Source organism: Salmonella sp. SAL04157 (genome assembly GCF_046551635.1).
GTDB lineage: Bacteria > Pseudomonadota > Gammaproteobacteria > Enterobacterales > Enterobacteriaceae > Salmonella > Salmonella enterica.
The window spans coordinates 332,363-357,733 of sequence record NZ_JBGDVS010000001.1 but is presented as its reverse complement, the minus strand read 5'-3'; the positions used below and the strand labels follow the sequence as shown (position 1 = coordinate 357,733).

22 protein-coding genes, 1 tRNA gene and 1 pseudogene are annotated in these 25,371 nt (G+C 51.9%); 19 read left to right on the top strand and 5 right to left on the bottom strand.

The window, feature by feature from the left end:
* The 3 genes from gcvH to ACLJRE_RS01715 all read left to right on the top strand — a co-directional run bounded on the left by gcvH (position 1) and on the right by ACLJRE_RS01715 (position 4,775).
* Positions 1-390, top strand: coding sequence for a glycine cleavage system protein GcvH (gene gcvH / locus ACLJRE_RS01725; protein WP_023212711.1), 390 nt, complete (start codon positions 1-3; stop codon positions 388-390).
* Between the two features lie 162 nt (positions 391-552).
* On the top strand, positions 553-3,426 hold the full coding sequence (gene gcvP / locus ACLJRE_RS01720; RefSeq protein ID WP_023212712.1) for an aminomethyl-transferring glycine dehydrogenase: 2,874 nt from the start codon (positions 553-555) through the stop codon (positions 3,424-3,426).
* 455 nt (positions 3,427-3,881) lie between these two features.
* Positions 3,882-4,775, top strand: a complete 894-nt coding sequence (locus ACLJRE_RS01715) for a transporter (RefSeq protein ID WP_000819373.1) — start codon at positions 3,882-3,884, stop codon at positions 4,773-4,775.
* Positions 4,776-4,822: 47 nt separating this feature from the next.
* Here ACLJRE_RS01715 and bglA read toward each other — a convergent pair whose 3' ends face one another.
* The gene (gene bglA, locus ACLJRE_RS01710) at positions 4,823-6,256 is read right to left on the bottom strand and encodes a 6-phospho-beta-glucosidase BglA (protein ID WP_001230152.1); all 1,434 of its coding nucleotides are present in this window, start codon (positions 6,254-6,256) and stop codon (positions 4,823-4,825) included.
* A 157-nt stretch (positions 6,257-6,413) separates the two neighbouring features.
* Here bglA and yqfB point away from each other — a divergent pair, with 157 nt between their 5' ends.
* Both yqfB and trhA read left to right on the top strand, forming a co-directional pair.
* Positions 6,414-6,725 carry a N(4)-acetylcytidine aminohydrolase gene (gene yqfB, locus ACLJRE_RS01705; RefSeq protein WP_001182972.1) on the top strand — a complete coding sequence of 104 codons (312 nt, stop codon included), beginning with the start codon at positions 6,414-6,416 and terminating at the stop codon, positions 6,723-6,725.
* 163 nt (positions 6,726-6,888) lie between these two features.
* On the top strand, positions 6,889-7,548 hold the full coding sequence (trhA, locus tag ACLJRE_RS01700) for a PAQR family membrane homeostasis protein TrhA (protein ID WP_000250289.1): 660 nt from the start codon (positions 6,889-6,891) through the stop codon (positions 7,546-7,548).
* A gap of 115 nt (positions 7,549-7,663) precedes the next feature.
* Here the strand turns inward: trhA and ygfZ are convergent, their stop codons facing one another.
* Complete coding sequence (gene ygfZ / locus ACLJRE_RS01695; protein ID WP_000874169.1) at positions 7,664-8,644, bottom strand: tRNA-modifying protein YgfZ; 981 nt, start codon at positions 8,642-8,644, stop codon at positions 7,664-7,666.
* Between the two features lie 249 nt (positions 8,645-8,893).
* Here ygfZ and sdhE point away from each other — a divergent pair, with 249 nt between their 5' ends.
* Positions 8,894-9,160: an FAD assembly factor SdhE gene (gene sdhE / locus ACLJRE_RS01690; RefSeq protein ID WP_000351186.1), complete on the top strand. Its 267-nt coding sequence runs from the start codon at positions 8,894-8,896 to the stop codon at positions 9,158-9,160.
* Positions 9,141-9,554, top strand: coding sequence for a protein YgfX (locus ACLJRE_RS01685; protein ID WP_000244756.1), 414 nt, complete (start codon positions 9,141-9,143; stop codon positions 9,552-9,554). Before sdhE ends, ACLJRE_RS01685 begins: the two co-directional genes overlap by 20 nt.
* A gap of 52 nt (positions 9,555-9,606) precedes the next feature.
* Here the strand turns inward: ACLJRE_RS01685 and fldB are convergent, their stop codons facing one another.
* Positions 9,607-10,128 carry a flavodoxin FldB gene (gene fldB / locus ACLJRE_RS01680; RefSeq protein WP_023212713.1) on the bottom strand — a complete coding sequence of 174 codons (522 nt, stop codon included), beginning with the start codon at positions 10,126-10,128 and terminating at the stop codon, positions 9,607-9,609.
* A gap of 112 nt (positions 10,129-10,240) precedes the next feature.
* Between fldB and xerD the strand changes: the two genes are divergently transcribed.
* The 5 genes from xerD (at position 10,241) to lysS (ending at position 16,343) form a co-directional block, all read left to right on the top strand.
* Complete coding sequence (gene xerD, locus ACLJRE_RS01675; protein WP_000434302.1) at positions 10,241-11,137, top strand: site-specific tyrosine recombinase XerD; 897 nt, start codon at positions 10,241-10,243, stop codon at positions 11,135-11,137.
* A 23-nt stretch (positions 11,138-11,160) separates the two neighbouring features.
* Positions 11,161-11,874: a bifunctional protein-disulfide isomerase/oxidoreductase DsbC gene (dsbC, locus tag ACLJRE_RS01670; protein WP_000745614.1), complete on the top strand. Its 714-nt coding sequence runs from the start codon at positions 11,161-11,163 to the stop codon at positions 11,872-11,874.
* A gap of 5 nt (positions 11,875-11,879) precedes the next feature.
* Entirely contained in the window at positions 11,880-13,613 is a 1,734-nt protein-coding gene (recJ, locus tag ACLJRE_RS01665; protein ID WP_000813394.1) for a single-stranded-DNA-specific exonuclease RecJ, read from the top strand.
* 104 nt (positions 13,614-13,717) lie between these two features.
* Positions 13,718-14,816 (top strand): peptide chain release factor 2 gene (gene prfB, locus ACLJRE_RS01660; protein ID WP_010989230.1). Its coding sequence is split into 2 segments (ribosomal slippage): positions 13,718-13,792 and positions 13,794-14,816, totalling 1,098 coding nucleotides; the frame shifts between segments, so codons are not numbered across the junction.
* A 9-nt stretch (positions 14,817-14,825) separates the two neighbouring features.
* Positions 14,826-16,343, top strand: coding sequence for a lysine--tRNA ligase (gene lysS, locus ACLJRE_RS01655; protein WP_000003339.1), 1,518 nt, complete (start codon positions 14,826-14,828; stop codon positions 16,341-16,343).
* Positions 16,344-16,418: 75 nt separating this feature from the next.
* On the opposite strand, the gene idi is transcribed toward lysS, so the two are convergent.
* Positions 16,419-16,964, bottom strand: a complete 546-nt coding sequence (gene idi, locus ACLJRE_RS01650; protein WP_000133994.1) for an isopentenyl-diphosphate Delta-isomerase — start codon at positions 16,962-16,964, stop codon at positions 16,419-16,421.
* A gap of 264 nt (positions 16,965-17,228) precedes the next feature.
* Here idi and actS point away from each other — a divergent pair, with 264 nt between their 5' ends.
* Together actS and ACLJRE_RS01640 are read left to right on the top strand one after the other, a co-directional pair.
* The gene (gene actS / locus ACLJRE_RS01645; RefSeq protein WP_000244328.1) at positions 17,229-17,987 is read left to right on the top strand and encodes an amidase activator ActS; all 759 of its coding nucleotides are present in this window, start codon (positions 17,229-17,231) and stop codon (positions 17,985-17,987) included.
* A 79-nt stretch (positions 17,988-18,066) separates the two neighbouring features.
* Positions 18,067-18,140: transfer RNA gene (locus tag ACLJRE_RS01640), tRNA-Gly, on the top strand.
* 124 nt (positions 18,141-18,264) lie between these two features.
* Here ACLJRE_RS01640 and ACLJRE_RS01635 read toward each other — a convergent pair.
* Entirely contained in the window at positions 18,265-19,071 is an 807-nt protein-coding gene (locus tag ACLJRE_RS01635; protein ID WP_001635492.1) for a DUF1460 domain-containing protein, read from the bottom strand.
* Positions 19,072-19,254: 183 nt separating this feature from the next.
* On the opposite strand from ACLJRE_RS01635, the pseudogene vapC reads away from it, so the two are divergent.
* From vapC to stdB, 5 genes and pseudogenes are all read left to right on the top strand, one after another.
* A pseudogene (vapC, locus tag ACLJRE_RS01630) lies at positions 19,255-19,431 on the top strand (tRNA(fMet)-specific endonuclease VapC); the annotation flags it as partial.
* An 803-nt stretch (positions 19,432-20,234) separates the two neighbouring features.
* Complete coding sequence (locus tag ACLJRE_RS01625; protein WP_001038499.1) at positions 20,235-20,771, top strand: STM3031 family outer membrane protein; 537 nt, start codon at positions 20,235-20,237, stop codon at positions 20,769-20,771.
* A 46-nt stretch (positions 20,772-20,817) separates the two neighbouring features.
* Positions 20,818-21,450, top strand: coding sequence for a YfdX family protein (locus ACLJRE_RS01620; RefSeq protein ID WP_000835269.1), 633 nt, complete (start codon positions 20,818-20,820; stop codon positions 21,448-21,450).
* A 718-nt stretch (positions 21,451-22,168) separates the two neighbouring features.
* A complete protein-coding gene (locus ACLJRE_RS01615) occupies positions 22,169-22,756 on the top strand; it encodes a fimbrial protein (protein WP_410957298.1) in 588 nt (195 codons plus the stop codon).
* Positions 22,757-22,875: 119 nt separating this feature from the next.
* Positions 22,876-25,365, top strand: a complete 2,490-nt coding sequence (gene stdB, locus ACLJRE_RS01610; RefSeq protein ID WP_023212714.1) for a fimbrial outer membrane usher protein StdB — start codon at positions 22,876-22,878, stop codon at positions 25,363-25,365.
* Positions 25,366-25,371: the final 6 nt, after the last annotated feature.

Below are 25,371 nucleotides of genomic sequence, written 5' to 3'. Positions count from 1 at the left end.
ATGAGCAACGTACCCGCAGAACTGAAATACAGCAAAGAACACGAATGGCTGCGTAAAGAAGCGGATGGCACTTACACCGTTGGCATTACTGAACACGCTCAGGAGCTGTTGGGCGATATGGTTTTTGTTGATCTGCCGGAAGTCGGCGCGACCGTAAGCGCGGGCGACGACTGCGCCGTGGCGGAGTCCGTAAAAGCGGCGTCCGACATTTATGCGCCGGTAAGCGGCGAGATCGTGGCGGTAAACGATGCGCTGAGCGACTCCCCGGAGCTGGTGAACAGCGAACCGTATGCCGGTGGCTGGATCTTTAAAATCAAAGCCAGCGATGAAAGCGAATTTGAATCGCTGCTGGATGCCACCGCGTATGAGGCATTGTTAGAAGACGAATAATGTTGTGCCGGATGGCGCTAATGCTTATCCGGCCTACTCACTGCAACGCGAATGATTTTGCGTATTCGTTTTCGCACGCGTAGGCCCGGTAAGCGTCAGCGCCACCGGGCAATTGAGTTAGAGACACCTACGATTCACTGCACGTTTCAGGAACCATCGCCCATGACACAGACGTTAAGCCAGCTTGAAAACCGCGGCGCTTTCATTGAACGCCACATCGGACCGGACGCCGCGCAGCAGCAAGAGATGCTGAATGCGGTTGGCGCCGAGTCGTTAAACGCGCTGACAGGTCAGATTGTGCCGAAAGACATTCAGCTCGCGACTCCGCCGCAGGTTGGCGAGGCGGCAACCGAATATGCCGCACTGGCGGAATTAAAAGCCATCGCCGGGCGTAACAAGCGCTTCACGTCCTACATTGGCATGGGCTACACCGCAGTGCAGCTACCGCCGGTTATCCTGCGCAACATGCTGGAAAATCCAGGCTGGTATACCGCCTACACCCCTTATCAGCCGGAAGTCTCTCAGGGGCGTCTGGAAGCGCTGCTCAACTTCCAACAGGTGACGCTGGATCTGACCGGACTGGACATGGCTTCCGCCTCGCTGCTGGATGAAGCGACCGCCGCCGCTGAAGCGATGGCGATGGCAAAGCGCGTCAGCAAATTGAAAAATGCCAACCGGTTCTTTGTCGCCTCTGATGTCCATCCGCAAACTCTGGACGTCGTGCGTACTCGCGCCGAAACCTTTGGCTTTGACGTCATTGTGGATGACGCGGCGAAAGCACTGGATCACCAGGATGTGTTTGGCGTGCTGTTGCAGCAGGTTGGCTCCACGGGCGAAATTCACGATTACAGCGCGCTGATTAGCGAACTCAAAGCCCGTAAAGTGATTGTCAGCGTCGCCGCCGACTTTATGGCGCTGGTGCTGCTTACCGCGCCGGGTAAACAGGGCGCGGACATTGTTTTCGGCTCTGCGCAACGCTTCGGCGTACCGATGGGGTACGGTGGCCCGCATGCGGCGTTCTTTGCCGCCAAAGACGAATTTAAACGCTCCATGCCAGGCCGTATTATCGGCGTCTCAAAAGATGCTGCGGGCAATACCGCACTGCGCATGGCGATGCAGACTCGCGAGCAGCATATCCGTCGTGAGAAAGCGAACTCCAATATTTGTACCTCGCAGGTACTGCTGGCTAACATCGCCAGCCTGTATGCCGTTTATCATGGTCCGGTTGGCCTGAAATGTATCGCTAATCGCATCCACCGCCTGACTGATATTCTGGCGGCCGGTCTGCAGCAGAAAGGGCTGAAGCTGCGCCATGCGCACTACTTTGACACGCTGTGTGTGGAAGTGGCTGATAAAGCTGCGGTACTGGCGCGTGCGGAAGCGGCGGAGATCAATCTGCGCAGCGATATTCATAACGCGGTTGGTATTACGCTCGATGAAACCACCACCCGTGAGAATGTGGCGCAGTTGTTCAATGTTTTGCTGGGCGACAGCCACGGTCTGAACATTGAAACACTGGATAAAGACGTGGCGCTTGATAGCCGTTCCATTCAGCAAAGTATGCTGCGTGACGATGCGATTCTGACGCATCCGGTATTTAACCGTTACCACAGCGAAACCGAGATGATGCGCTACATGCACTCGCTGGAGCGTAAAGATCTGGCGCTGAATCAGGCGATGATCCCGCTGGGTTCCTGCACCATGAAGCTGAACGCCGCCGCCGAGATGATTCCTATCACCTGGCCGGAATTCGCTGAACTGCACCCGTTCTGCCCGCCGGAACAGGCCGAAGGATATCATCAGATGATTAGCCAGCTTTCTGACTGGCTGGTGAAACTCACCGGGTACGACGCCGTCTGTATGCAGCCTAACTCCGGCGCACAGGGGGAATACGCGGGGCTGCTGGCGATTCGTCACTATCACGAAAGCCGCAACGAAGGGCATCGCGATATCTGCCTGATCCCGGCTTCTGCTCACGGCACTAACCCTGCTTCTGCACATATGGCAGGAATGCAGGTGGTGGTAGTCGCCTGTGATAAGAACGGCAACATCGACCTGGACGATCTGCGGGCAAAAGCAGAACAACATGCTGCGAACCTTTCTTGCATCATGGTGACCTATCCGTCCACCCACGGCGTCTATGAAGAAACGATCCGTGAAGTGTGTGAAGTTGTGCACCAGTTCGGCGGCCAGGTTTACCTTGACGGCGCGAACATGAACGCTCAGGTCGGCATCACCTCACCGGGTTTTATTGGCGCGGACGTTTCGCATCTTAACCTGCATAAAACTTTCTGCATTCCGCACGGCGGCGGTGGCCCAGGCATGGGACCGATTGGCGTGAAAGCGCATCTGGCACCGTTCGTACCGGGTCATAGCGTGGTGCAAATCGAAGGCATGTTAACCCGTCAGGGCGCGGTGTCTGCGGCGCCGTTCGGCAGTGCCTCCATTCTGCCGATTAGTTGGATGTACATCCGCATGATGGGCGCAGAAGGCCTGAAGCAGGCAAGTCAGGTCGCGATTCTTAACGCTAACTACATTGCCAGCCGTCTGAAAGACGCGTACCCGGTACTGTATACCGGTCGCGATGGCCGAGTGGCGCACGAATGTATTCTTGATATTCGCCCATTGAAAGAAGAAACCGGCATCAGCGAGCTGGATATTGCCAAGCGTCTGATCGACTACGGTTTCCATGCGCCAACCATGTCGTTCCCGGTGGCGGGCACGCTGATGGTAGAGCCGACGGAATCTGAAGGTAAGGCCGAGCTGGATCGCTTTATCGATGCGATGCTGGCTATTCGCGCAGAGATTGACCAGGTGAAAGCGGGTGTCTGGCCGCTGGAAGATAACCCGCTGGTGAACGCGCCGCACATTCAGAGCGAACTGGTCGCCGAGTGGGCGCATCCGTACAGCCGTGAAGTTGCCGTATTCCCGGCAGGCGTGGCAGACAAATACTGGCCGACGGTGAAACGTCTGGATGATGTTTATGGCGACCGTAACCTGTTCTGCTCCTGCGTACCGATTAGCGACTACCAGTAATTTACTGATTCGACTGTTTTCTAAAGGCGCTTCGGCGCCTTTTCAGCTTGTTAATAAAGTGCGCTTTGTTTATGTCGGATGCAGTGTGAGTGCCTTATTCAGGCTACAAAGTGTTACTAATTCAATATATTACACTAAATCGTTGGCTCCTGTCAGGCAACCTGGCGTTTGTATCAGTGTATTAGCCAGAATTAAATTACCGCTTTTTTAGAGCCTAATGATTCATTGTGCATCATTTTTACCTTGCTGTTATTTAATCAAAACAACACAGTATATTTACATGTAGTTACAAATAGTTTCTCTCCGGAATCGTTATTTACCTCTCAATATAGTTACAAAAATTTCCGTATATTAAATTCATCAAGTTATTAATTTAAATTATAAATTATAAATAAACATAAATGACGTAAATATTTATTAACTTAGCGCTTTGTTTTTTATACCTGGAGGGAATAATGAAACGATTTATATTTCTGCCATTAATGACATATTTTCTATTAATGAATGCAATGGCAGCTAACGGAGAAAATAATCCCAGTAATCTATTAGGTGCACCAGTTAATACCGCTATTTCTGGTGGTTCAGTATTGCCGGAAGGAAAGTTATTAACCGCCGTGAATAGCTCATTTCGCGATAAAGATCATCAAATCGAGGGGCACGGAAGTCCGGATGTTTACTCCCAGATATGGTTATTGAAGATTCGTTACGGTTTGACCGACAGACTGGAATTATCAACTGTGGGGTCGTATATCAATAACAAACGAGACAATCTGTCTCCTGAGCACATAGAGGGAATGGGCGACCAATCGGTGGGGGTCAATTATGCTTTAATGAGCCAGCGAAGAGGTGATCCGTTTTGGGTTACGGTAGGTGGGGCATTATTACTACCCACCGGGCAAGATGGAGATAATCATTTGCCTGGGAATAGCGCCTGGGGAGGAAGAGTAACACTCACTTTAACAAAATTATTTACTCCTAACATTAAAGGGGATATGGGTTTTGTATATCAGGGACCATTTGAGCGCGGTAACCAGGACGTGAAACGAGGTAACGAATTCCAGTGGAATACCCAGGTGCGGTATATGTTTAGCGATTTACCGCTGGATCTTGGTCTGGAAAGTGCCTACAGCAATAATGCCTCTGGAACGAAAAAACTGTCTAATGGCAGCGTAATTAATAACCATTCTGGAACTACCGAATGGGTTGTTGGTCCGTCATTTAATATTGCCGTCGATTCACTGAAATTATGGTTTGGTGCCGGAGCCTTCTTCCCGGTAATGCAGGAAGCGAAGTCGCCAACCAAAATGGAAGATGTACGCTGGGAATTTAAAATAGGTAAGACCTGGTAAGACTCGTTCAAAGTGTTACCCGCCGACTGGCGGGTAACGTGCAGGAGTTAAAGCTTCTCGCCGTTGCTGGCAATCACCTCTTTGTACCAGTTGAAGCTCTTCTTACGCGAACGCGACATATCGCCCGTACCGTCATCGTGCTTGTTCACGTAGATGAAGCCGTAGCGCTTGCTGTACTGCCCGGTGGTGAACGACACGCAGTCGATGCAGCCCCACGGCGTGTAGCCCATCAGGTCGACACCATCGTAAGTCACCGCTTTTTTCATCTCTTCAATATGGGCGCGCAGGTAGTCAATGCGATAGTCGTCGTTGATGCTGCCATCTTCTTCTACTTTGTCGTAAGCACCAAAACCGTTTTCGACAATAAACAGCGGCTTTTGATAGCGTTCGTACAGTTCACACAATGAATAACGCAGGCCCACCGGGTCAATCTGCCAGCCCCAGTCAGAGGCTTTAACATAGGGGTTCGGTACGCTGCCTTCAAAACCGGAAATAGCATCGCCGCTACCGCCTTCGGCTTTGACCGCGTTGGTCATGTAATAACTGAAACCAAGATAGTCGCAGGTGCCTTCGCGCAGCACTTCAAGATCGCCATCTTCTATTTTGATGTTAAATCCGCGGCGCTCCCACTCGTTCAACACATAGGACGGGTAATAGCCGCGCAGCTGTACATCGGTAAAGACGTAGCGTTCACGCATCGATTCCTGAGCAAACATCACATCTTCTGGTTTGCAGGAGAAGGGATACAGCGCGACCATCGCCAGCATACAGCCAACTTTCATCTGTGGATTAATACGACGTGCCGCTTTCACCGCCAGGGCGCTGGCGACAAACTGATGATGTAAGACCTGATACATGGTTTCTTCTGGATTCTCATGCTCGGTATACACCACGCCGGAACAGCAGTAGCCAAACAGCGGCGCGCGCCAGTTTCGCTGGTTGTTAATTTCGTTGAAGGTCATCCAGTATTTGACCTTATGCTTGTAGCGTTCAAACACGACTTCAGCAAAACGGACAAAGAAATCAACGACTTTACGATTGGTCCAGCCGCCGTAGTGCTGGACCAGATGTAACGGCATTTCAAAGTGGGAAAGGGTGATGACCGGTTCGATGTTGTATTTGAGCAATTCATCAAACATGTCGTCGTAGAATTTCAGACCGGCCTCGTTTGGCTGGGATTCGTCGCCATTCGGGAAGATACGCGTCCAGGCAATAGAGGTACGGAAGCATTTGAACCCCATTTCGGCGAAAAGACGGATGTCTTCTTTGTAATGTCCGTAAAAATCCACCGCCTCGTGGTTCGGATAGTATTTGCCAGCAACGACATTCTGGGTAATTTCGCGTGGCACGCCGTGTGCGCCGCCGGTTAGCACGTCGCAGATGCTGGGGCCTTTACCGCCTTTATTCCAGCCGCCTTCAACCTGGTGTGCAGCAACCGCGCCGCCCCATAAAAAATCTTTTGGCAGGGTGAGTTTTCTCATTGTTGCATAATCTCAATTTATTTAGTCTGTTATCATTCATTCTGCACCAAATGACATGTAAAGCGTACGCAAAATTCCAGGGGGCTCGCGTGTCGGGGCAGGAACACATTCAGATCGTAACATCCACTTCAAGAGTTCATATTCAGGGGATAACCACATGCAGCCAAACGACATTACTTTCTTTCAACGTTTCCAGAATGACATTCTGGCAGGGCGTAAAACCATCACCATTCGTGATGCCTCCGAGTCCCACTTTAAAGCAGGCGATATGCTACGCGTGGGGCGGTTCGAAGATGATGGCTATTTTTGCACAATCGAAGTGACAGGAACGTCAACTGTGACGCTGGATACGCTGAACGAAAAACATGCGCAACAGGAAAATATGTCGCTTGATGAGCTGAAACGGGTCATTGCTGAAATCTATCCCAACCAGACGCAATTTTATGTGATTGATTTTAAATGCCTTTGATAAATATGAACGCGTGTTAGTTGAGTTTCTGTGGTTAAGTTATTGAATAAGAAAGAAAATTTAATTTTGCGAATTTATTTTAGCTAACATGTGTTCACTGGAACCATTCTCAGTTACGCTAGAGGCGCAGTTCATCGTTATGAACGTTTCTCCGGAGTAAGTTATGGTGCAAAAACCATTAATGACGCAGGGATATTCGCTGGCTGAGGAAATCGCCAACAGTATTAGCCACGGCATTGGATTGGTATTTGGTATTGTCGGCCTGGTGCTGTTGTTGGTTCAGGCGGTAGAGGCGAATGCTGGTATGACGGCTATTGCCAGCTACAGTTTATATGGCGGGAGCATGATCCTGCTTTTTCTTGCCTCAACGCTTTATCATGCCATTCCTCATCAGCGGGCAAAAATCTGGTTAAAGAAATTTGATCACTGCGCTATCTATCTGCTCATTGCCGGAACCTATACGCCATTTCTGCTGGTAGGTCTGGATTCGCCGCTGGCGCGCGGACTAATGATTGTGATCTGGAGCCTGGCGCTATTCGGTATCCTCTTCAAGTTGACGATTGCGCACCGATTTAAAGTGCTTTCACTGGTTACGTATCTGGCAATGGGCTGGCTGTCGTTGATAGTGGTTTATCAGTTGGCGATTAAGCTGGCGATAGGCGGCGTGACGCTGCTGGCGGTAGGTGGCGTCGTTTACTCGCTGGGCGTAATTTTCTATGTTTGCAAACGCATACCTTATAACCACGCCATCTGGCATGGCTTTGTGCTGGGCGGCAGCGTGTGCCACTTCCTGGCCATCTATTTGTATGTGGGACAGGCGTAGTTCCCGGATGCCCGTGCCGGATGGCGGCGCTGTCGCACCTTATCCGGCCTACGAGAATAGCACGTGCGAGCCTGATGGCGTTGCGCTATCAGGCTATCCGGCTTTTAACGTGATATCACTCTTCCAGCGAGTAAGGTAGCGGGACGATATGCAGGGTGTTGGCATCGTCGCGAACGCGGAAGACGCTTTCGGCTTCTAAATCGTTATTCATGACGGCCTGAACCAGTAACTGACCATCGTCCAACTGTGCCGCCGCCAGAATAGCGCCGGTACGACGCCAGTTCTCGCCCATCTGTAGCTCCAGATCTTCTCCTGCTTCCGGTACCCGGCTGGCTTTGCCCGCCAGCAACCAAAGCGCGCGTTTATTGGCGCCGCGGAATTTTGCCCGTGCGACCATCTCTTGCCCGGTGTAGCAGCCTTTCTTGAAGCTGATGCCGCCCAGCGCCTGTAGGTTAGTCGCCTGGGGGATAAACTGACCGCTGTTCGCCGCGTCAATCACCGGAATGCCTGCTTCAATATCCAATGCCAGCCACTGTTGACTGTTATTCAGTTCGGCTTCGCCATGCAACTTCTCCGTTAACATGTTGGCCGTCGCGACATCAGTGACAAGCAGGAATCGTTCCGCAGGATGTTCAAACCATAGCAGCGTGGAGGCGCCGTCTCTGACCACCTGATTTTCACTATTGGGCAGTTCGCTAAAGACATTAGCCAGCGCCGCGCGGGCCTGAAAACCTGCCACGCCAAGCAATACGCGTTCGTCATCTGGCGCGATGACCACTTTGGAAAATACGGCGTACTTTTTCAGCTCCGTTAATTGCGCTTCACGCACGCTACGGCGTTCAATCCAGGCGAAACCGTCGCGCTCACGGAACAGGCGCAGAGTGCTCCACATCTTACCTTTAGCATCGCAGTGGGCGGCGAGAAGGTGTTGCTGTTCAGTCATCTGGCTTACGTCAGCGGTGACCTGGCCCTGAATATACTTTTCACTGTCTACGCCGGTGATGGACGACAGCGCCCAGTCGTCAAGCGCGATCAGCGTCAGCGGCAGGCGGGCTGACGATGAAGGATGACGTGGCGGAAAGGAGATAAAAGCCATAAATAATGTCCTGGTTAGCTGCAACAATAATGGTTAATGGTAAAAGAGCCATCGGTCATTGCAAGTGCTTTAAATAGCCCATTGAGAGCGGATTGATCGTTTTGCGAGGCGGTATCCAAAACGGATGAACGTATTGATTCCCAGCCTTTTATTTCGCGATCGCGTTCCAGATTACTGAGATTCCCGTAAAACAACGCCAAAAACACGTTACAATAGCCCGGTACTTCATTTTCGCGAGGCAGGAAGAACATGGATATTCACAATAAAGCACGTATTCACTGGGCATGTCGTCGCGGTATGCGCGAACTTGATATTTCCATCATGCCGTTTTTTGAACATGAGTACGATAGTTTAAGTGATGAAGAAAAGCGTATTTTTGTCCGTTTGTTGCAGAGTGATGACCCGGATTTATTTAACTGGTTGATGAATCACGGTAAACCGGCTGACGCTGAACTGGAACAGATGGTCCGACTCATTCAGACACGGAATCGGGAACGTGGTCCTGTGGCAATCTGATTTACGCGTCTCATGGCGCGCTCAGTGGATCTCATTGCTCATTCATGGGCTGGTTGCCGCGGTGATTTTATTGATGCCCTGGCCGCTGAGTTATACCCCGTTATGGATGATACTACTGTCGCTGGTCGTGTTTGACTGTGTACGTAGCCAGCGCAGGATTAATACCTGTCAGGGAGAGATCAAGCTACTCATGGACGGGCGCTTACGCTGGCAGGGGCAGGACTGGACGCTCTTGCGTCCGCCCTGGTTACTGAAGAGCGGGATGGTGTTGCGTTTACGCGCAGAGTCTGGACGTCATCAGCATTTATGGCTGGCGGCGGATAGCATGGAAGAAGCGGAATGGCGTGAGTTGCGTCGGATACTGTTACAGCAGCCGATATCAGGCCAACACTGACGGAACGGCGCAAACGCGGTTCCGTCGAGAGGGAAATACAGCGAGTAAGGCTTCAGGCGTAGTGTTCGGCCATTTCGCCGAGAATTTGTTCACACCAGGTCTGTATACGCTCATCGCTGAGATCGTACTGGTTCGTTTCATCCAGCGCCAGGCCGACAAACAGTTGCCCATCCGCAATGACCGGTTTATTGCTGGTAAATTCGTAGCCTTCTGTGGGCCAGTAGCCGACAAATTTAACGCCTTTGAGGGCAAGTTTGTCATGCAACATCCCCAGCGCATCCAGGAACCACTCGCCGTAGCCGAGCTGGTCGCCCATACCGTAAAGCGCAACGATTTTGCCTTCCAGATTGAGATCGTCCAGTTGCTCCCAGACGGCTTCCCAGTCCTCCTGAATTTCACCAAAATCCCAGGTGGGGATGCCTAAAATGAGCACGTCGTACTGCTCCATTAAGGCGGGGGCGTCATCCTTGAGGTTATGTAATGTCACCAGCTCCGGGCCGAGGATATCGCGAATTTTCTCTGCGACCATCTCGGTGTAGCACGTGCTGGAACCGTAAAAAAGACCCATGTTCATTACGTTACATCTCGATTCTGCTATAGCGTTGCGGGTAGTGTAACAGAATCACTGCATTCACGGCACAATGAGGCATAATGCACCAAAAGTAAGCGTGAAGTAGGGAGCGCGAATGGAACAGGATTTAGCGCGTATTGAGCAGTTTCTGGATGCCCTGTGGCTGGAACGAAATCTGGCGGAAAATACATTAAGCGCGTATCGTCGCGATTTATCGATGGTCGTTGCGTGGTTGCATCATCGCGGAAAAACGCTTGCGACGGCGCAGGCTGATGATTTACAAACGCTGCTGGCTGAACGGGTGGAGGGCGGATACAAAGCGACCAGCTCCGCACGCCTGTTAAGCGCTATGCGGCGCTTTTTCCAGCATCTGTACCGTGAAAAGTATCGTGAGGATGATCCGAGCGCGCAGTTGGCCTCGCCTAAGCTTCCGCAGCGTTTACCGAAAGATCTTAGCGAGGCGCAGGTTGAGCGGCTCTTGCAGGCGCCGCTTATTGATCAACCTTTGGAGTTGCGCGATAAAGCTATGTTGGAAGTGCTGTATGCCACCGGTTTGCGCGTGTCGGAACTGGTGGGGCTGACAATGAGCGATATCAGTCTGCGGCAGGGCGTGGTGCGGGTTATCGGTAAAGGCAATAAAGAGCGGTTGGTGCCGTTAGGCGAAGAGGCGGTATATTGGCTGGAAACGTATCTGGAGCATGGGCGTCCCTGGTTACTCAATGGCGTATCGATTGACGTATTATTCCCCAGCCAGCGTGCGCAGCAGATGACGCGGCAGACCTTCTGGCACCGTATTAAACATTATGCGGTACTGGCTGGAATCGATAGCGAAAAACTATCGCCGCATGTTTTACGTCACGCTTTCGCCACGCATTTGCTGAATCACGGCGCCGACTTGCGCGTTGTACAAATGCTACTTGGGCATAGCGATCTTTCGACGACACAAATTTATACGCATGTCGCAACGGAGCGTTTGCGTCAACTTCATCAACAGCACCATCCGCGGGCATGAGTGCTGACAGGAAAGGATAGTTTATGAAAAAGCGTTTTATGATGTTCACTTTACTGGCGGCGGCGTTTTCAGGCGTGGCCCATGCGGATGATGCGGCTATCCGTCAGTCGCTGGCTAAGCTGGGCGTTCAGAGTACGGAAATTCAGGCCTCTCCAGTGGCAGGAATGAAAACCGTCCTCACTCACAGCGGCGTACTGTACGTCACTGACGACGGCAAACATATTATTCAAGGGCCGATGTATGACGTGAGCGGCGCGCATCCGGTAAACGTGACGAACAAACTGCTGATGAGCCAGCTAAATGCGCTGGAAAAAGAGATGATCGTCTATAAAGCGCCGGATGAGAAACATGTCATTACTGTTTTTACCGATATCACCTGCGGCTATTGTCATAAGCTACATGAAGAGATGAAAGATTATAACGCGCTGGGGATCACGGTACGTTATCTGGCCTTCCCGCGCCAGGGGCTGGAAAGCCAGGCGGAGCAGGATATGAAATCTATCTGGTGCGCCAAAGACAAAAACAAAGCGTTTGATGACGCCATGGCAGGTAAGGGCGTGAAACCGGCAAGCTGTGACGTGAACATTGCTGATCATTATGCATTGGGCGTGCAGTTGGGCGTTAGCGGTACGCCAGCCATTGTATTGAGTAACGGCTATGTGGTGCCTGGCTATCAGGGACCGAAAGAGATGAAAGCGTTTCTTGATGAGCATCAAAAACAGACCAGTGGTAAATAATACGCGTGAAACAACAGAGACAACTTCGTCGGCGTGAGGCTGATGAGACGGCGGAACTCCCCGCCGATCTTCCTCCATTACTACGGCGTTTATATGCCAGCCGGGGCGTTCGTAGCGCCCGCGAACTGGAGCGCAGCGTGAAAGGAATGCTGCCCTGGCAACAGCTTAGCGGCATAGATAACGCGGTGGAGATCCTCTACAACGCCTTTCGCGAAGGTACCCGCATTATTGTTGTTGGCGATTTTGACGCCGACGGCGCGACCAGTACTGCGCTAAGCGTATTGGGAATGCGTGCGTTGGGATGTGACAACATCAGTTATCTGGTGCCTAATCGCTTTGAAGATGGCTACGGTTTAAGCCCGGAAGTGGTCGATCAGGCGAAGGCGCGCGGCGCGCAGCTTATCGTCACCGTAGACAACGGCATTTCATCCCACGCCGGCGTAGCGCATGCAAAGACGTTGGGGATTCCGGTGATCGTGACCGATCACCACCTGCCTGGCGACACGTTGCCGGATGCCGAAGCGATTATTAATCCCAATCTGCGCGACTGCGAATTCCCGTCTAAGTCGCTGGCGGGCGTCGGCGTGGCGTTTTACCTGATGCTGGCGTTGCGAACATTTTTGCGCGACAAAGGATGGTTCGACGAGCGCAACATCGCGCCGCCGAATCTGGCGGAGCTGCTGGATTTAGTGGCGTTGGGAACGGTAGCAGACGTTGTGCCGCTGGACGCTAACAACCGTATTCTGACCTGGCAAGGGCTAAGTCGTATTCGTGCCGGGAAATGCCGTCCGGGAATTAAAGCGTTGCTGGAGATATCGAATCGCGATCCGCAGCAGCTTGCCGCCAGTGATTTAGGCTTCGCGTTGGGGCCTCGCCTGAATGCCGCCGGTAGGCTGGATGATATGTCCGTTGGCGTGGCGTTACTGTTGTGCGACAACCTCGGCGAAGCGCGTGTTCTGGCCAGCGAGCTGGATGCGCTTAACCAGACGCGCAAAGAAATAGAGCAGGGGATGCAGGCGGAAGCGCTTATCCTGTGCGAAAAGCTTGAGCGCAGTAGTGAAACGCTTCCGGGCGGTCTGGCGATGTATCATCCTGAATGGCATCAGGGCGTGGTCGGAATTCTGGCGTCGCGCATTAAAGAGCGTTTTCACCGCCCGGTGATCGCCTTTGCGCCTGCGGGCGACGGCACGCTAAAAGGCTCAGGCCGTTCGATTCAGGGGTTGCATATGCGCGATGCGCTGGAAAGGCTGGATACGCTTTACCCTGATCTGATGATCAAGTTCGGCGGTCATGCGATGGCGGCGGGATTGTCGCTGGAAGAGCATAAATTCGAGCAGTTTCAGCAACGTTTTGGCGAGCTGGTAACGGAATGGCTCGATCCTGCCCTGTTGCAAGGCGAGGTGATCTCCGATGGTCCATTAAGCGCGGCGGAGATGTCTATGGAAGTGGCGCAACTGTTGCGGGATGCCGGACCGTGGGGGCAAATGTTCCCGGAGCCGTTATTCGATGGTCGTTTCCGTCTGCTACAGCAGCGTCTGGTGGGCGAGCGCCACCTCAAGGTGATGGTGGAGCCCGTCGGCGGCGGCCCGCTGTTGGATGGCATCGCATTTAATATTGATACGACCTGTTGGCCGGATAACGGCGTGCGGGAGGTAGAACTGGCTTATAAACTGGACATTAACGAGTTTCGCGGCAACCGTAGTTTACAGATTATTATCGATGATATTTGGCCGCTATGATCGGGGCGATTTAACAACACTTTCGCTGTAATTAAGGGGCGAAATCCGCTAATATTTCGCCCTTATAACCGCATTTTGACAAGTCAAATAAAAGAAATCAGACCATGTTTGAAATTAACCCGGTGAATAACCGCATTCAGGACCTCACGGAACGCACCAACGTTCTTAGGGGGTATCTTTGACTACGATGCTAAGAAAGAGCGTCTGGAAGAAGTAAACGCCGAGCTGGAACAGCCGGATGTCTGGAACGAACCTGAGCGCGCGCAGGCGCTGGGAAAAGAGCGTTCATCGCTCGAAGCGATCGTCGATACGCTTGATCAAATGACTCAGGGGCTGGACGACGTTTCCGGGCTGCTGGAACTGGCGGTAGAAGCTGACGACGAAGAGACGTTTAACGAAGCCGTCGCGGAGCTGAATACGCTGGAAGAGAAACTGGCGCAGTTGGAATTCCGCCGGATGTTCTCCGGCGAGTACGATAGCGCCGATTGCTATCTCGATATTCAGGCCGGCTCTGGTGGTACTGAAGCGCAGGACTGGGCCAGCATGTTGCTGCGTATGTATCTGCGTTGGGCGGAAGCGCGCGGCTTCAAGACGGAAGTCATTGAAGAGTCGGAAGGGGAAGTCGCCGGCATTAAGTCCGCGACTATCAAAATCTCCGGCGAATATGCCTATGGCTGGCTGCGCACTGAAACCGGCGTACATCGTCTGGTGCGTAAAAGCCCGTTTGACTCCGGCGGTCGCCGTCATACCTCGTTTAGCTCCGCGTTTGTGTACCCGGAAGTGGACGACGATATCGATATCGACATTAACCCGGCGGATCTGCGTATCGACGTCTATCGCGCGTCTGGCGCAGGCGGTCAGCACGTTAACCGTACGGAATCCGCAGTGCGTATCACCCATATTCCCACCGGGATTGTGACGCAGTGCCAGAACGACCGTTCGCAGCACAAAAACAAAGACCAGGCCATGAAGCAGATGAAAGCGAAGCTTTATGAACTGGAGATGCAGAAAAAGAACGCTGAAAAACAGGCGATGGAAGACACTAAGTCCGATATCGGCTGGGGAAGCCAGATTCGTTCCTATGTCCTGGACGATTCCCGCATTAAAGACCTGCGTACTGGGGTGGAAACCCGCAATACACAGGCGGTACTGGACGGTAGTCTGGATCAATTTATCGAAGCAAGTTTGAAAGCAGGGCTATGAGGAATCAACATGTCTGAACAAAACGCACAGGGCGCTGACGAGGTAGTCGATCTTAACAATGAAATGAAGGCACGTCGCGAGAAGCTGGCTGCACTGCGTGAGCAGGGTATCCCGTTCCCGAACGATTTCCGTCGTGACCGTACCTCAGACCAACTGCACGCAGAGTTTGACGCGAAAGAAGCTGAAGAACTGGAAGCGCTGAATATTGAAGTGTCCGTCGCGGGCCGTATGATGACTCGCCGTATTATGGGTAAAGCCTCTTTTGTTACCCTGCAAGACGTAGGCGGCCGCATTCAGCTGTATGTGGCGCGCGATGATCTGCCGGAAGGCGTTTACAACGAGCAGTTCAAGAAGTGGGATCTTGGCGATATCCTCGGCGCGAAAGGTAAGCTGTTCAAAACCAAAACCGGCGAGCTGTCTATCCACTGCACCGAACTGCGCCTGCTGACGAAAGCGCTGCGTCCGTTGCCGGATAAATTCCACGGCCTGCAGGACCAGGAAGCGCGCTATCGCCAGCGTTATCTGGATCTCATCTCTAACGATGAATCCCGTAACACCTTCAAAACCCGTTCGAAGATCCTGGCCGGTATTCGCCAGTTTATGGTTGCTCGCGGCTTTATGGAAGTCGAAACGCCGATGATGCAGGTGATCCCAGGCGGCGCGTCTGCCCGTCCGTTTATCACCCATCACAACGCGCTGGATCTGGACATGTACCTGCGTATCGCGCCGGAACTGTACCTCAAGCGTCTGGTGGTTGGCGGCTTCGAACGCGTATTCGAAATTAACCGTAACTTCCGTAACGAAGGCATCTCCGTGCGCCATAATCCTGAGTTCACCATGATGGAACTCTATATGGCGTATGCGGACTACAAAGACCTGATCGAACTGACGGAGTCTCTGTTCCGTACGCTGGCGCAGGATGTTCTGGGCACCACCCAGGTTCCGTACGGTGATGAAGTGTTTGACTTCGGTAAGCCGTTCGAAAAACTGACCATGCGTGAAGCGATCAAGAAATATCGTCCGGAAACGGATATGGCTGATCTGGACAACTTCGATTCCGCGAAGGCGATTGCTGAAAGCATCGGCATTCACGTCGAGAAGAGCTGGGGTCTGGGCCGTATCGTCACCGAGATCTTTGACGAAGTCGCTGAAGCGCATCTGATTCAGCCGACCTTCATCACCGAATATCCGGCTGAAGTGTCTCCGCTGGCGCGTCGTAATGATGTGAACCCGGAAATCACTGACCGCTTCGAGTTCTTTATCGGCGGTCGTGAAATCGGTAATGGCTTTAGCGAGTTGAACGATGCGGAAGACCAGGCGCAGCGTTTCCTGGATCAGGTTAATGCAAAAGCGGCAGGCGATGACGAAGCCATGTTCTACGACGAAGACTACGTGACGGCGCTGGAACACGGTTTACCGCCGACAGCGGGTCTGGGAATTGGTATCGACCGTATGGTGATGCTGTTTACTAACAGCCACACGATTCGCGACGTTATTCTGTTCCCGGCGATGCGTCCGGTGAAATAAGATGTAAATTGCCGGATGGGGCATTAGCCGCCATCCGGCATCTCTTCGTTCAGACGTAGCGCCATCAGGCAATCTTTAACGCTGGCAGTAATTGAGCAGTCGTTCACGCGCTTGTTCGTCTGACGCTTGCATGACCATCCACGGGCTAAATGCCCACGGCGTAGCGAGAAGGCTTTTCCATACGCTTTTAAATTCGCTCCACTGATAGTCCATCACCTCTTCGCTGTTAACCTGCAACACACTGGTTGCCCGCGCGGCAAATACCGGACAGACTTCATTTTCCACAATACCGTTTGGATCTGTCGCCCGATAGCTGAAGTGCGGATAGACGGGGGTGAGATCGGTAATTTCCACGCCGAGTTCGAACCGACAACGGCGGATGATCGCCTCTTCGGTGGTTTCGCCTTGTTGCGGATGACCGCAAACCGAATTCGTCCACACGCCTGGCCAGGCTTTTTTGCTCAGCGACCGTCGTGTTACCAGCAACTGACCATCTTCGTTAAATAGCCAGCAGGAGAAAGCCAGATGCAAAGGCGTATTAAGCGTATGAGCCGCATACTTTTCCAGTGTGCCGGAAGGCTTATCCTGCTCATCCAATAAAACGACATGTTCCTCAGTCATGAAAGCTCCTGAAAATTAAAATGGCCCGGCAGCATGGCCTGGCCATATACTCAGACGATCAGCGTAGCGCATAACAGAAAGAAAGGCATTACCAAAACAGGCCCTGACAGAACGCAGACGAGCGCCATTGCGCCGTGAGTCGATATTATGCTGGCATATCGGATATTCGCGGCATCATCATCCGCGCGGACCCTTTCCGGCGTCAATGGATTGGGCATACGGCATTTGGCTGCTATCATAAGGCGTCTGTCAATAGAGTGAGGAATGGTTTTGAGCGCAGGACGCCTGAACAAAAATAGCCTGGGTATTGCGGTGCTGTTATGCACAGGGCTGCTGCTGGCGGGGTGTTCCAGTAATTCCGGCTCAGGAACGTATTCCGGCTCCGTCTATACCGTTAAGCGCGGCGATACGTTGTATCGTATATCGCGCGCCACGGGAACCAGCGTGAAAGAACTGGCCCGACTGAATGGCATTTCTCCGCCTTATACTATTGAGGTGGGGCAGCGAATTAAAGTGCGCGGCAGTGCAAAGAGTAGCAGTTCAACACGCAAAACCAGCAATAAAACAGCAACAAAAACTGCCGCGGTCAGACCGTCATCTTCGGTGCCAAAATCCTCCTGGCCGCCGGTGGGGCAGCGCTGTTGGGTATGGCCTGCCAACGGTAAAGTGATTTTACCTTATTCCACCGCAGAGGGCGGAAATAAGGGCATCGATATTGCGGGCGCGCGCGGAACGCCTGTTTATGCGGCGGGAGCGGGTAAAGTTGTCTATGTCGGGAACCAGCTGCGCGGTTACGGCAATCTCATCATGATTAAGCACAATGAAGATTACATTACGGCTTACGCTCATAATGACACCATGCTGGTTAATAATGGGCAAAGCGTTAAAGCGGGGCAAAAAATCGCTACGATGGGCAGCACGGATGCCGCATCCGTAAGACTACACTTCCAGATTCGCTACCGGGCGACGGCCATCGATCCGCTGCGTTATCTGCCGCCGCAGGGGAGTAAACCGAAGTGCTGACGGTGAATTAATCGCCAGTCAGCCAGTAAGTCTCTTGCCAACCAGAACTTAAGGTTTATAATGCCTTACGCATCTCAAAGCGGGCGTAGTTCAATGGTAGAACGAGAGCTTCCCAAGCTCTATACGAGGGTTCGATTCCCTTCGCCCGCTCCAGACAAATATCTTCTAATATTTACTAACCCCCCCGAATTTACAGCAATTTTTCCTGTCGGCCCCACAGTGAACAGGGTTTCAATGCCTATGTCGGACGGCTCTGGCGACTCTGGTAATGACTTTATCATTCAGCCCGCAGCACAACGATGCCTGGTCTGGAATGCATGTATTCCATAAACGGTGTGTCCACCACTTTTCTGTTTGCGGCCAATGAGGAGGCGTTCCGAAACCACACCTGTTCATCATGGCGAACTACGATACCCACATGTGAAACGTCCAGCCCGTCAAGCGGGGAGTAGACACCGATATAGTCCCCATTTTTTAGGTGGTTCATGACCTGCTGGTTGATGGCTCTTCCGGGAATATAATTTATTTTACGAGGATGGATGCCCAGACCAGGAATGTACTCGCCGCCATCAGGTTTATGGTTAAGCTGCTTGTCAACAACGATATAATCAGGGCTGATATACGGCGTTACATCCCGTGCATTACGCGGTACTGCGGCGAACCAGTCAGAGAAGAAGTGCCGGCGGCTGAGATAAGCAACTTTGCCTGCGGCGTAGCGAGTCCTGGCAAGATTATGCAGAAACGATTTCTGATTATCGCTGCGGGCCAGGGCCTCAACGTAATCAGCCAGGGTAAAGCAGTCCACGCCGTTGAAATTCGCTACAAGGACTTCGGGTGTGCCGGGCCCACCGATGAGCGTATTTGCCTGATAAGGTGTTCCGAGAAAAGCAGACGATACGCGGCTGATAACTTCTCCATGGTTTTCGCCTTTATAAGGAATGACATCCGACTGGATAATCCGACTTACTTTTTCTGCCGTAACGCTGTCCATGCTGGTCTGATATTTTTCTGTGCCAGGGACGGTACAGGCCGTCAGATGCGCCGACATAAGCAAAATTGTCCATGTATTTACCTTCATTATCATCTCCGGAAAGGTTCAAATCCCTTTTTTACCTTTACCGGAAATGGTTGTGATGGATACAGAAAAACGCCAGAGGTTGATTACAGGTTGAGTAATATGAACGCTGATGATGATAAATGTGAAGATCATCATACGACTTTATTCGCAGTTGTTTTTTGCCTGATCGTCAAAGCCAACATGCCCCTTCAGGCAGCGATACATACCGGTCAAATCCGTGCCGAACTGGCCCGCAAGGGAACACCTGTCGGGCCTTATGACCAGATGATTGCTGGCCATGTCCGTAGCCGCGGACTGGTCGTCGTCACAAACAATCTCCGCGAGTTTGAACGCATTCCGGGTATCCGAATCGAAGACTGGTGCTAATTTCTGCATCAGATGTTATCCCCGGATTCAAACTCTTTTCCGGATTTAGTGGCACAGTCAGTTTGGTTACCTGCTTAATGGTGGTTTGCATCACATTTTTAGCTGGTGGTATTTTTTTATGTTGACTGGAGATACCTGCCAACAGCATAACTTTTACGGCCAGATAATAAATAAAAGAGTACCAAAATGTCGTATTCTGACATGTTTACGAAGGGAGTACCGCTCCCTTCTTTTTTTGTTTCCTGGATACTCACTGAACAATGCCGTTACTGCCCGATAACTGCCGCATCCCCTCTCCATAGCCGTTTCCTGCAACTAAGTCACAGACGTTGGTTTACCAGGCCGATATGACTTCTTTCCCGTTATATACCCTTCATACTTCAAGTGGCTTATGTGTTGACTACGGATTACTCGGCCCATCATGGGCCTCGCCCTGACGGGCCGTCGCACGCGACGTTCAAATCTGCTCCCGGCAGATTTGTCGCTCACCCCAGTCACAGAGTTATCTATGCTCCTGGGGACTCACTCCCTTGCCGCCTTTAAGCAACTCAAATTATTTTGGGTATATATCAGTGAACTTCTATTTTTGTCAGTTTTTATTTTTCAGTTTATTTATTATTAAATGCTGTTTCTGGCCTGGATATATTTTCGTGAATAGCCTCCCGACAGCCGCAGACAAAGATATTTGCTGGCGTAACAGCGCTCATAATTTAAAAGATTTATTTATAGTTTGTTATCACGGAAAGATTTTAACTTAATACATGCCAGTAAGGCATCAGGTAAAAATAACCGGAGAGAAGAAGATGAACAAAATGCTATTAGCCGGAAGTGCCGGTATTGTTCTGCTGTCTGCTGCAGCCAGTCCGGTATGGGCAGACGATAATGCCAGTACATTTTCACTTGGATACGCCCAGTCCCATACTAATCACGCCGGGACGTTGCGTGGGGTTCGGCTGGCAAACAACTATGAAATGTCACCGGACTGGGGGCTGACAACCTCATTTGCCTGGCTAAATGGAAGCCAGCGCTATTCCGATGAAAGCAGTAATGGTCGTGTAACAACCCGTTATTACTCCCTGCTTGCAGGCCCTTCATGGAAAATAAATAACCAGTTAAGCCTGTATAGTCAAGTGGGCCCCGTATTATTGCATCAGCGTGATCACGGAATAAATGAGTCTGACAGTAAGGTCGGATATGGTTATTCTGCAGGCGTGGCTTATACCCCGGTCAGTAATGTCGCTATAAATCTGGGTTATGAGGGTGCGGATTTTGATGCTACCCATAACAGCGGAAGCCTTAATAGCAACGGCTTTAATCTTGGCGTGGGTTACCGGTTCTGAATAGGATAATTCGATAAAAAATGTTACTTTGTGGAGATGATGGATTATGAAAAGCCATATTATGCCAGGCGTTGCGCTGATGGTTATCCTGTTTTCAGGAAATGTTATGGCCGCAACAAACATGACTGATAATGTTACTCTGAATAATGACAAGATATCCGGACAGGCCTGGCAGGCCATGCGTGATATCGGAATGTCGCGATTCGAGTTGTTTAATGGTCGAACCCAAAAGGCGGAACAACTGGCTGCGCAAGCAGAAAAACTCCTGAACGATGACAGCACTGACTGGAATCTGTATGTCAAATCAGATAAAAAAGCCCCAGTTGAAGGAGACCGCTATATTCGGATAAATTCATCGATTACGGTAGCCGAAGATTATCTCCCTGCGGGGCAGAAAAATGATGCTATTAATAAAGCAAACCAGAAAATGAAAGAAGGAGATAAAAAAGGGACTATAGAGGCCCTGAAACTAGCAGGCGTCAGTATGATTGAAAATCAGGAACTCATTCCTCTTCAGCAAACCCGTAAGGATGTGACCACAGCGCTTTCCTTGATGAACGAAGGAAAATACTATCAGGCAGGTCTGATACTAAAATCAGCTCAGGATGGCATAATTGTGGATTCTCAGTCAGTTCAGGAATTACCCACGGCCCCCGTGCAGCACGATTCCGCGCATTAATATCCCCCAGCCTGCTGTATATATTACAGCAGGCAGCATTATGTCTGACAGCTATTACCAGTTTGTTCTGTGCTGTCGGCATTGTTTTTAAATTTCATCCGTGAAGTTCAGTAATGTCAGGGTACCTGCATTCATATCTATTGTGATGCTCATCACAAATACAGAAGAATATCATTTCATTTATTATTTTTTATCCCTTCCGCTTATGATGGTTCATAATGATTTATTAAGTTAATGTTTTGGAATTAAATGCCTTTTACTTGCGTTATATCTAGTTTTTTATGCTACCAGTAGTTTCATTGTTATATATGGTTAGTATTATGTTTTGTAAATATCCAGTGTGATGGAAAAGCAAAACATACATTCCCGATAACATATTACAAAATATTTCATGTCCGCTGCGAATATCTGTCTGTTAGGTATTCATCCGCTTATAATTACATTAAAAAGTATTTCTTTGATGATTATTCTTAAATTACGATCATAATCATCGATCGTATCGATCTATTTTTATTGTTTTAATTTGAATAAGAATTTTCTTACAACTGATTAGGCATTAGCTGAAATCAATATTTTTCGATGGAAAGTTCAGGTGCTTCGTTTAACACCCGGCGTTTATTATTCATACGAATCTTTTCTGAACGCTTTCATTAATACCCTCAGATTTTTTTTCAGCCTTTGCAAAATAATTCTCATTCACCCAAAGGACATATTATCTATGCGTAATAAAATAATACTTGCCATGGCGGCTGCCGGTATGATGTATGGCGCTTCTGTATATGCAGTCGATCCACCAACAGCAGGCCCGTTCGGCTCAGGTAAAATTACCTTTACTGGCACCATCACCAACTCCCCCTGTGATATCGCACCGGGCGACGATGCGATCACCGTTCCGTTTGGACAGATTTCTTACCGTAAACTGAATACCGCCGACGCAACCACGGACTCAAAACCGTTCACCATTCATCTGCAGAACTGTGCTTTCGATCCGAATGATGCAGGTTCAAATCCTGCTGGCTCCGCAGGGAAAATGTCTAAAGTAACCGTCTCTTTCAGTGGCACAGCTGATACCTCAGGTAAAGCTTACGTCAGCACCGGCAGTGCCCAGCATGTTGGTGTGCAGCTTCTGAAAAGTGACAATACCTCACTGATTACACCCAATACCCCGATGCCGGATGGCGAAGCTCAGCAACTGCAAGCCGGGAATAACGAACTTAACTTCTTTGCCCGCCTGATAGCCCTGACAAATGCCACAACTCCTGGCGATGTTAACGCATCTGTCACCTACACCCTGAAATACCTGTGATTTTACGCGGTAAATAACGACAGGGAGAAGCCGTCCACGGAGGGGTTCGGACGGCTTTTATATCTGACCATGCCTGCGGGCTGTCTGTTACACGGACGACAACACGAAAGCGCCATGCCATGAAAATTACCCGGCTTGCCATTCTGATTACCCTGACATTTTCCGTCCTGAAGTCGCAGGCCACGGAGTTCAATGCCAGCCTGCTGGACAGCGGGAACCTGTCTAACGTGGACCTCACGGCCTTCAGCCGCGAGGGGTATGTGGCGCCCGGTAACTATATTCTCGATATCTGGCTCAATGACCAGCCGGTACGGGAACAGTATCCGGTCAGAGTTGTACCGGTTGCCGGACGCGACGCGGCCGTCATCTGTGTGACAACAGACATGGTGGCCATGCTGGGTCTTAAGGATAAGATTATTCATGGCCTGAAACCCGTTACCGGTATCCCGGACGGGCAATGCCTTGAGCTGCGCTCCGCTGACAGTCAGGTACGGTACAGCGCTGAAAATCAGCGTCTGACCTTCATTATTCCCCAGGCCTGGATGCGATATCAGGACCCGGACTGGGTCCCCCCTTCACGCTGGAGCGACGGCGTCACCGCCGGCCTGCTCGATTACAACCTGATGGTCAACCGCTATATGCCGCAGCAGGGGGAAACCTCTACCAGCTACAGCCTCTACGGCACCGCCGGGTTTAATCTCGGCGCCTGGCGGTTGCGGAGCGATTACCAGTACAGCCGTTTTGACAGTGGGCAGGGCGCATCACAGTCCGATTTTTATCTGCCGCAGACGTATCTGTTCCGTGCCCTGCCAGCACTGCGCTCAAAACTGACGCTCGGACAGACGTACCTCAGCTCCGCTATTTTTGACTCCTTCCGCTTTGCCGGGCTCACTTTGGCCAGCGATGAGCGCATGCTGCCGCCCTCTCTTCAGGGGTATGCCCCGAAAATCAGCGGCATTGCGAACAGTAATGCACAGGTTACCGTCAGCCAGAATGGCCGCATTCTGTACCAGACCCGGGTGTCGCCGGGGCCTTTTGAGCTTCCCGACCTGAGCCAGAATATCAGCGGCAACCTGGATGTCAGCGTCCGGGAAAGCGACGGTAGCGTCCGGACCTGGCAGGTCAACACGGCCAGCGTCCCCTTTATGGCACGCCAGGGACAGGTTCGCTATAAGGTGGCCGCCGGACGTCCGCTGTACGGCGGGACGCATAACAACAGCACGGTCAGCCCTGACTTTCTGCTCGGGGAGGCCACCTGGGGAGCATTTAACAACACGTCGCTGTATGGCGGCCTCATTGCCTCCACCGGCGACTACCAGTCCGCGGCGCTCGGGATCGGCCAGAATATGGGGCTGCTGGGCGCTCTGTCTGCGGACGTCACCCGCTCAGATGCGCGGTTGCCACATGGGCAGAAGCAGTCCGGTTACAGCTACCGTATCAACTATGCCAAAACGTTTGATAAGACCGGCAGTACCCTGGCGTTCGTCGGATACCGCTTCTCGGACCGCCATTTTCTGTCCATGCCGGAGTACCTGCAGCGTCGGGACACCGACGGCGGCGATGCATGGCATGAAAAACAAAGCTACACCGTGACTTACAGCCAGTCCGTTCCGGTACTCAATATGAGCGCGGCCCTCTCGGTAAGCCGGCTCAATTACTGGAATGCGCAGTCCAACAATAACTACATGCTCAGCTTCAACAAAGTGTTCAGTCTCGGCGAGCTTCAGGGGCTCTCGGCCTCGGTGTCGTTTGCCCGTAACCAGTACACCGGCGGGGGGAGCCAGAACCAGGTCTACGCCACCATCAGTATCCCGTGGGGCGACAGCCGCCAGGTGAGCTACAGCGTGCAGAAGGATAACCGGGGTGGCCTGCAGCAGACCGTGAATTACAGCGATTTCCATAACCCGGACACCACATGGAACATCAGCGCTGGTCATAACCGCTATGACACCGGCAGTAACAGCAGCTTTAGCGGCAGCGTGCAGAGCCGTCTACCGTGGGGCCAGGCGGCAGCGGACGCCACCCTGCAGCCCGGACAGTACCGCAGCCTGGGCCTGAGCTGGTACGGCTCGGTGACCGCCACCGCCCACGGCGCCGCTTTCAGCCAGTCGATGGCCGGGAATGAGCCCCGCATGATGATAGATACCGGAGACGTGGCCGGTGTGCCGGTGAACGGCAACAGCGGGGTGACCAACCGCTTCGGGGTGGGCGTGGTGAGCGCCGGCAGCAGCTATCGGCGCAGCGATATTTCGGTTGATGTGGCCGCCCTGCCGGAGGACGTGGACGTCAGCAGCTCCGTCATCAGCCAGGTGCTGACGGAGGGCGCGGTGGGCTACCGGAAGATTGACGCCAGCCAGGGGGAGCAGGTGCTCGGTCATATCCGGCTGGCTGATGGCGCCAGTCCACCGTTTGGCGCTCTGGTAGTGTCCGGGAAAAGCGGCAGAACCGCGGGGATGGTCGGAGATGACGGTCTGGCCTACCTGACAGGCCTCAGCGGGGAAGACCGCCGGATCCTGAACGTGTCCTGGGATGGCCGGGTGCAGTGCAGACTCACCCTGCCGGAAACGGTGACACTCAGTCGGGGGCCGCTGTTACTGCCCTGCAGATAAAAATAT